This is a genomic window from Mycobacterium palustre, assembly GCF_002101785.1.
GTDB classification, from domain to species: Bacteria; Actinomycetota; Actinomycetes; order Mycobacteriales; family Mycobacteriaceae; genus Mycobacterium; species Mycobacterium palustre.
The window spans coordinates 1-7195 of record NZ_LQPJ01000125.1 but is presented as its reverse complement, the minus strand read 5'-3'; the positions used below and the strand labels follow the sequence as shown (position 1 = coordinate 7195).

General features: G+C 69.2%; 8 protein-coding genes and 1 riboswitch. Of the genes, 3 read left to right on the top strand and 5 right to left on the bottom strand.

Annotated elements, in window-relative coordinates; all coding sequences use genetic code 11:
• The first annotated feature begins 242 nt into the window (after window positions 1-242).
• The gene (locus AWC19_RS21005) at window positions 243-1712 is read left to right on the top strand and encodes a neutral zinc metallopeptidase (RefSeq protein WP_372508551.1); all 1470 of its coding nucleotides are present in this window, start codon (window positions 243-245) and stop codon (window positions 1710-1712) included.
• Between the two features lie 9 nt (window positions 1713-1721).
• On the opposite strand, the gene AWC19_RS21000 is transcribed toward AWC19_RS21005, so the two are convergent.
• The 5 genes from AWC19_RS21000 to thiC form a co-directional block, all read right to left on the bottom strand.
• Window positions 1722-2591 carry an LLM class F420-dependent oxidoreductase gene (locus tag AWC19_RS21000; RefSeq protein ID WP_085079919.1) on the bottom strand — a complete coding sequence of 290 codons (870 nt, stop codon included), beginning with the start codon at window positions 2589-2591 and terminating at the stop codon, window positions 1722-1724.
• 16 nt (window positions 2592-2607) lie between these two features.
• A complete protein-coding gene (locus tag AWC19_RS20995; RefSeq protein ID WP_276042800.1) occupies window positions 2608-2994 on the bottom strand; it encodes a MarR family winged helix-turn-helix transcriptional regulator in 387 nt (128 codons plus the stop codon).
• A gap of 69 nt (window positions 2995-3063) precedes the next feature.
• Window positions 3064-3699: an alpha/beta hydrolase family protein gene (locus AWC19_RS20990; protein ID WP_085079917.1), complete on the bottom strand. Its 636-nt coding sequence runs from the start codon at window positions 3697-3699 to the stop codon at window positions 3064-3066.
• Window positions 3696-4484, bottom strand: a complete 789-nt coding sequence (gene thiD, locus AWC19_RS20985) for a bifunctional hydroxymethylpyrimidine kinase/phosphomethylpyrimidine kinase (RefSeq protein ID WP_085079922.1) — start codon at window positions 4482-4484, stop codon at window positions 3696-3698. Before thiD ends, AWC19_RS20990 begins: the two co-directional genes overlap by 4 nt.
• A gap of 47 nt (window positions 4485-4531) precedes the next feature.
• A complete protein-coding gene (thiC, locus tag AWC19_RS20980) occupies window positions 4532-6148 on the bottom strand; it encodes a phosphomethylpyrimidine synthase ThiC (RefSeq protein ID WP_085079916.1) in 1617 nt (538 codons plus the stop codon).
• Window positions 6139-6249: riboswitch (TPP riboswitch) on the bottom strand. It overlaps the preceding gene by 10 nt.
• Before the next feature lie 276 nt (window positions 6250-6525).
• Between thiC and AWC19_RS20975 the strand changes: the two genes are divergently transcribed.
• Together AWC19_RS20975 and AWC19_RS20970 are read left to right on the top strand one after the other, a co-directional pair.
• On the top strand, window positions 6526-6888 hold the full coding sequence (locus AWC19_RS20975; protein ID WP_085079914.1) for an STAS domain-containing protein: 363 nt from the start codon (window positions 6526-6528) through the stop codon (window positions 6886-6888).
• Window positions 6885-7106 carry an ATP-binding protein gene (locus tag AWC19_RS20970; protein WP_085079913.1) on the top strand — a complete coding sequence of 74 codons (222 nt, stop codon included), beginning with the start codon at window positions 6885-6887 and terminating at the stop codon, window positions 7104-7106. The genes AWC19_RS20975 and AWC19_RS20970 overlap by 4 nt, the downstream gene beginning before the upstream one ends.
• Window positions 7107-7195 lie beyond the last annotated feature (89 nt).

Genomic DNA, 7195 nt, shown 5'->3' with positions numbered 1-7195 from the left:
GCGCCACCGAACGCAACCACAACCGCCGCGAACGCCTGCAGCGCCAGGCACAACTCACCGGACCCGCCCCACCACGCGACGACGAAGAACCACCACCCTTCTAGGCGTGGTCCGTTTTCCTGCCCGCCCGTTGATGTTTCGCGGTGGGTAACCCGCTCGCCCGGGTGAAGATTCCGGCCGTCGGGGTTAGCTGGGGGCCTTAGAATGAAAACCCTTTGGTGCTGCGCTGCAGCCTGGTCGGGATGAGGTTCGGTATGGACAAGCGCGGGCTTGGTCGGCGTCTCAAGGCGGCAATCGCCTGTGCCGGAGCGGTGCTCGTGGTGGCGGGATGCAGCACATTCGTCGAGGGCCGGGCGCTGTCGATGCTCAACGACCCGTTCCGGGTGGGCGGCCTGCCCGCCACCAACGGCCCCAGCGGCATCCGCTCCAACGCGCCCAGCCCGACGGGCACCGTGGTCAACACCGACAACGGGGCGATCGACAAGTTGTCGTTGCTGTCGATCAACGACATCGAGGAGTACTGGAAGTCGGTGTACAGCCAGTCGCTGAAGGGCACCTTCGTCCCCGTCGGCAAGCTGGTGTCCTACGACTCCAACTCCCCGAGCAGTCCGATCGTCTGCCACAACGACACCTACAAGCTCGTCAACGCGTTTTTCACCGGCCGCTGCAATTTGATCGCCTGGGACCGCGGGGTATTCATGCCCGTCGCGCAACGCTATTTCGGCGACATGTCCGTCAACGGCGTGCTGGCCCACGAATTCGGCCATGCCCTGCAGCAGATGGCGAAGCTGGTGACGAGGAGAGACCCGACCATCGTGCGCGAGCAGCAGGCCGACTGCTTCGCGGGCGTCTACCTGTTCTGGGTGGCCGATGGCAAATCGCCGCGCTTCACGCTGAGCACCGCCGACGGGCTGGACCACGTGCTGGCCGGCGTCATCACCACCCGTGACCCGGTCATGGACGCCGACACCACCAACGACGACGAGCACGGGTCGGCCCTGGACCGGATCAGCGCCTTCCAGATGGGCTTCGTCAGCGGCGCCTCCGCATGTGCCGGGATCAACACCAAGGAAATCTCGCAGCGGCGCGGCGACCTACCCACCAAGCTGCAGCGCGATTCCACCGGCGACCCCGAGACCGGCGAGGTCCCGATCAACCAGGACACGTTGTCGACGCTGATGGAGGTGCTGGGAAAGATCTTCTCCCCGAAGAATCCGCCCACGCTGACCTACCAGGCGTCCGGGTGCCCCGACGCCAAGCCCAGCCCGCCGGCGTCCTACTGCCCGGCCACCAACACCATCGCCGTGGATTTGCCCGGACTGGCGAAGGCGGGCCGGGTCGCCGCCGAGAACGAACACACCCTGCCGCAGGGCGACGACACCGCGCTGTCGATGGTGATGTCCCGCTACGCGCTCGCGGTGCAGCACGAGCGGGGCCTGGCCATGCAGAGCCCGTGGACCGCGCTGCGCACGGCCTGCCTGACCGGTGTGGTGCACCGCAAGATGGCCGAACCGATCGACACGCCGTCGCAGAAGCAGCTCGTGCTGACCGCCGGTGACCTCGACGAAGCCGTTTCCGGCCTGCTCACCAACCACCTGGTCGCCAGCGACGCCGACGGCGTCAGCGTCCCGGCCGGCTTCACCCGCATCGCCGCCTTCCGGGGCGGCGTCACCGGCAACATGGACGCCTGCTACTCCCGCTACCCCGGATAGCGCCGCGCCTCAGGCGATTTGGGCGATCCGGGGAACCAGCTCGTCGCCGAGGCGGCGGATGAAGCCGACGGGGTCGGGGTTTGCCGGCAGCGGGCCGACGTTGATCATGTCGACCCCCAGCTCGGCGTAGCGCTCCACGTTCCTCAGGTACCCGTCGGGGTCCTCGAACGGGTCCGCCAAGACCCCCACGGTCTTGCGGATTTGGCCCGGATCGCGGCCCACCGCCTCGCAGTGCCGGTGCAGCACGTCGACCTTGCGCGAGAGCCAGTCGGGATCGCTGGTGGTGCTGTTCCAGACGTCGGCGTACCGCGCGACCAGCCGCAGCGTCTTCTTCTCCCCGTCGCCTCCGATCAGTATCGGTGGCCGCCGGATGGGTTGCGGCACGCAGAGCGTCTCGGCCAGCCGGTAATGCTTGCCGTCGTAAGGTCCGTCATCGTCGCTCCACATCTGCAGGCAGATCTGCAGCGTCTCCTCGAGCATCTCGAAGCGCGTGCGCAGCGCCGGATACGGAACGCCCAGGGCGGCGTGTTCGCGCTCGTACCACGCGGCGCCGAGCCCCAGCATCGACCGGCCCTGTGACAGCACGTCCAGCGTGGTGACCGTCTTGGCCAGCACGCCGGGGTAGCGGTAGGTGACGCCGGTGACCAGCAAGGTCAGGTCGATCGTCGCGGTCTGCGCGGCCAAGAACCCCAACGACGTGTAGCCCTCGAGGAACGGATCCTCGGCCCGCCCAACGCTTTCCATCTGGAAGAAATGGTCGGCCAGCGTGAACATCGTGGCGCCGCCCTGCTCGGCGGCCTTGGCCGCGTCGGCCAGCGTCGGGCCCAGTCGCGCTGGGTCCCCCGGCAGAAAGTCGATAAAGTGCACACCCAATTCCATTGCAGTCGTTGCCCTTTCATTGCTCGCTCAGGCGCTCGAGCAGCGACAGCGCGTCGAGGATCACGCGGCGCTCCCGTTCGGAGTAGCGCTCCTGGATGGCGCGCGCCAGCCACTCCTCGCGCACCTGTCGGTGGCTCTCGGCCCGGCGCCGGCCCGATGTGGTCAGCGAAACCATTTGTCGGCGACGGTCTTTCGGGTCGGGAGTCCTTTCGATCAGTCCGCGTCGCTCGAGGGCGGCCACGATGGTCGCCATGGATTGTGGACGCACCCGTTCGGCCCCGGCCAGCATGCTCGCCGACGAGGCCCCCTCCTTCCAGAGCCGGTTCAGCACCGCGATCTGCGAGGGAGTCAGGTCGTCGTCGCTGACGAGTTCCCGCAACCGACGCCGCAGCCGGCTGAACATCACCCGCAGGTCGCGGGCCGCCGCCGCCGCCGACTCGGTGATGTCGTCCACAAAGTCAGTCTAAACTGATCAGCCTGGACTGTCTAATTCGCGCAGCAGCCGCAGGGCTGCGTCGACCGCGAGCGCCGGCACGTCAAAAGCCTTCGAGCGCAGATCGTGCCGGGCGCCGGTGATTTCGACGACCTCGGTCGGCGCGGCGATCAGTGCGGCGGCGGCCCGCAGCTCGCCCATGGTGCCGAACGGATCCGACGTGCCGTGGGTGAACACCGTGGGCACCGCGATGCCCGGCAGGTGCTCGGTGCGGGCGCGCTCCGGCTTGCCCGGCGGGTGGACCGGATAGGAGAATAGCGTCAACACGTCGATCGCCGCCCCGCCTTCGGCAACCACCATCGACGTCTGCCGTCCGCCGTAGGAATGCCCGCCGGCGACCAGCGGGCCCCCGGCCAGCCCGCGGCACACCGTGATCGCCTCGACGATGCCGGCGCGGTCGGCCGCCGCCGATCCGGACGGCGGGCCGGTGGGCCGGCGCCGGCGGTAGGGCAGGTTGTAGCGCACCGCGAGCCAGCCGCGTCGCGCCCACTCGTCGCAAACCTGTTGCAGCAGCGGCGAGTCCCGGTCGCCGCCGGCCCCGTGGGTCAGCACCACGACGCCTACCGGTGGCCCGTCAGGTTCATGTGCGACGCCCGCGATCGGCTCGAGGTTCATGACAAGCGAAACAGTGGGGAGACGGGGCCGTGGCCGTGGCCCAAAGGGTAAGCGGCGCGCAGGCATTCGGTGACCCAACGCTTGCCGAAACCGACCGCGTCGGGCACCGTGAAGCCGTGCGCCAGCGCGCAGGCGGTCGCGGCCGCGAGCGTGTCGCCGCCGCCGTGGTCGTTGCCGGTGGCCAACCGCTCCGAGTCGAATTCGTACCAGGAGGCGCCGTCGTAAAGCAGGTCGCAGCTGCGATCGGAGGATCTCAGGTGTCCGCCCTTGACCAGCACCCACCGCGGTCCCAGCGCGTGCAGCGCCTCGGCCGCCGCCCGCTGCGACGCCGCGTCGGTCACGTCGATGCCCACCAGCAGCCGCACCTCGTCGAGATTCGGCGTCACCAGCGTGGCAAGCGGAAACAGCTGGTCCCTCAGCGAATCCAGCGCCGACGACGCCAGCAGCGGGTCGCCGTGCATGGACGCGCACACCGGGTCGACGACGAGGGGAACGCCCAAGGCCAGCCGGCGCCAAATCTCGGCCACCGCGGTGATGATGTCCGACGACGCCAGCATTCCCGTCTTGGCGGCCTGGATGCCGATGTCGTTGACGACGGCCTCGATCTGCGCGGCGACGACGTCGCCCGGAACCTCGTGAAAGTCCTTGACCCCCAAGGTGTTCTGCACGGTCACCGCGGTCACGGCGACGCAGGCGTGCACGCCCAGCAGCGCCATCGTGCGCATGTCGGCCTGGATGCCGGCGCCGCCGCCCGAGTCCGACCCGGCGATGGTGAGCACGCGCATCGGCGTGGCGCCCGGCGGCGGCAGGGGCAGCGCCGGAGGCGGGTTGCTCACTGGGTAATCGGCAGGTACACCCGGTTGCCGTGCTCGGCGAACTCGCGCGACTTCTCGCTCATGGCGGCCTCGATCGCTTCCTCGCTGTCGAGGCCGTGCGCCGCGGCGTAGTCGCGGACGTCCTGGGTGATGCGCATCGAGCAGAACTTGGGCCCACACATCGAGCAGAAGTGCGCGGTCTTGGCGGGTTCGGCCGGCAGCGTCTCGTCGTGGAATTCCCGCGCGGTGTCGGGGTCCAGCGACAACGCGAACTGGTCGTTCCAGCGGAACTCGAAGCGCGCGGTCGACAGGGCGTCGTCGCGCTCCTGCGCGCGGGGATGCCCCTTGGCCAGATCGGCCGAGTGCGCGGCGATCTTGTAGGCGATCACCCCGTCCTTGACGTCCTTGCGGTCGGGCAGGCCCAGGTGCTCCTTGGGCGTCACGTAGCACAGCATCGCGGTGCCGGCCTGGGCGATGATCGCCGCGCCGATCGCCGAGGTGATGTGGTCGTAGGCCGGCGCGATGTCGGTCGCCAGGGGGCCCAGCGTGTAGAACGGGGCCTCCTCGCACAGTTCCTCCTCCAGCCGCACGTTCTCGACGATCTTGTGCATCGGGATGTGCCCCGGCCCCTCGATCATCACCTGCGCGCCATGGGCTTTCGCGATCTTGGTCAGCTCGCCCAGGGTGCGCAGCTCGGCGAACTGCGCGGCGTCGTTGGCGTCGGCGATCGAGCCGGGCCGCAGCCCGTCACCGAGCGAGAACGTCACGTCATAACGCGCGAAGATGTCGCAGAGTTCCTCGAAGTTGGTGTAGAGGAACGACTCCCGGTGATGGGCCAGGCACCAGGCCGCCATGATCGACCCGCCGCGCGACACGATCCCGGTGACACGCTTGGCGGTCAGCGGCACGTAGCGGAGCAGCACCCCGGCGTGCACGGTCATGTAGTCCACGCCCTGCTCGCACTGCTCGATCACGGTGTCGCGGTAGACGTCCCAGGTCAGTTCCGTCGGGTCGCCCTTGACCTTTTCCAGCGCCTGGTAGATCGGCACGGTGCCGACCGGAACCGGCGAATTGCGCAGGATCCACTCGCGGGTCTCGTGGATGTTCTTGCCGGTGGACAAATCCATGATGGTGTCGGCGCCCCAGCGGGTGGCCCACACCATCTTGTCGACCTCCTCGGCGATCGACGACGTCACCGCCGAGTTGCCGATGTTCGCGTTGACCTTCACCGCGAAGGCCTTGCCGATGATCATCGGCTCGCTTTCGGGATGGTTGTGGTTGGCGGGGATCACCGCGCGGCCGCGGGCGACCTCGTCGCGCACCAGCTCGGCGGGCATGCCCTCGCGGGCGGCGATGAACGCCATCTCTGCGGTGATCTCGCCGGCGCGGGCGCGCTGCAGCTGGGTGCCGCGGTCGCGGACCACCCCGGGCCGCGGCGGCAGCCCGGCCGTCAGGTCGATGACGGCGCCCGGATCGGTGTAGGGCCCGGAGGTGTCGTAAAGGTCGAAGTGGTCCCCGGTGGACAGGTGCACCCGCCGGAACGGCACGCGCGCGCCCCCGTCCAGCTCGCGATACACCTTGCTGCTGCCCGCGATCGGTCCGGTGGTCACAGACGGTTCGATGGTGACGGTCATAGTCATCTCCCTACGCCGGCATTACCCGGTCAGGTTCGTACGGTCGACGGCCCCGAGCCGTCCTCTCAGCGCACTGGCGGTGCGCTCCCGCGTCTGATGGATGGGTCCGCACGCGACGTTACCCCCACCCGCGGCGGTCCGGCATGCGGGCGTGACCCAGTGAGAGGATGCGAAGCGTGCCACAGCCCTCGAGAGGGGCGCGGCGGCTGAGCCCATCGCCAAACACCTGAAGGTCGACGGTGCACGAGCGCATCCCGTCCGAGGCCGACAGCCAGGGATAGGCTTCCTCATCAACTTTTGTGGGCATGCTGTGTGTCGGCTCACGGCATCTTCGCCCGGGGGTCCGAAATGCGAGCGCGTGCAAGGCGGTGAAAGGCATGGAGTTGTTGGCGGTCCACCACGAAGCGTGGGACGAGGCCGTGCTCGTTCGCGTGAAGGGCGACGTCGACTCCAGCACCGTGGACCGGCTGACCCCGCACCTGTCGGCGGCGCTGCAGGTGGCGGCGGCGCACCCGGCGCGGCTCGTCGTCGTCGACCTGCAACCGGTGACGTTCTTCGGCAGCGCCGCGCTGCACGCCATGCTCGGCTGCCATGAGGAGGGACAGCAAGCCGGGACTTCGGTCCGGCTGGTCGCCGATCACGACCAGGTGCTCAGGCCGATCCGGGTGACCGAGCTGGACCGCGTCCTCGAGATCTACCCGACCGTCTTCGACGCGCTGCAGCGCAGCCAACGGCAATGAACCGGCTGCCGGCTGACCTCGCGGCCGGCCGCGCTGGGCCGCCGGTCAGCGACACGGGCCGATGGGTCAAGGATTCCTCGGCCAGCCTGCGCGACCGTCGGCGCGGCCGCGGGCTGAGCCTCATCGGTGGGCTGGCCGACCGGGTCGACACCGTGCGGACGTCCGGCGGCACCCGGGTCACGCTGCAGTTCGACCGCGCCGTCGCGGCGCCGCGCTAGGCCTCCGCTAGGTGTACTCGGCCAGGACGTTGGTAGCAGGCGTGTCGGCTTGATGTGAGGAGAACCCCCGGGTGGGGTGTGGCGTGTCG

Coding starts and splice junctions, on each gene's coding strand:
- AWC19_RS21005 (WP_372508551.1), top strand. CDS start 243: ATGAGGTTCGGTATGGACAAGCGCGGGCTTGGTCGGCGTCTCAAGGCG.
- AWC19_RS21000 (WP_085079919.1), bottom strand. CDS start 2,591: ATGGAATTGGGTGTGCACTTTATCGACTTTCTGCCGGGGGACCCAGCG.
- AWC19_RS20995 (WP_276042800.1), bottom strand. CDS start 2,994: ATGTTCAGCCGGCTGCGGCGTCGGTTGCGGGAACTCGTCAGCGACGAC.
- AWC19_RS20990 (WP_085079917.1), bottom strand. CDS start 3,699: ATGAACCTCGAGCCGATCGCGGGCGTCGCACATGAACCTGACGGGCCA.
- thiD (WP_085079922.1), bottom strand. CDS start 4,484: ATGCGCGTGCTCACCATCGCCGGGTCGGACTCGGGCGGCGGCGCCGGC.
- thiC (WP_085079916.1), bottom strand. CDS start 6,148: ATGACCGTCACCATCGAACCGTCTGTGACCACCGGACCGATCGCGGGC.
- AWC19_RS20975 (WP_085079914.1), top strand. CDS start 6,526: ATGGAGTTGTTGGCGGTCCACCACGAAGCGTGGGACGAGGCCGTGCTC.
- AWC19_RS20970 (WP_085079913.1), top strand. CDS start 6,885: ATGAACCGGCTGCCGGCTGACCTCGCGGCCGGCCGCGCTGGGCCGCCG.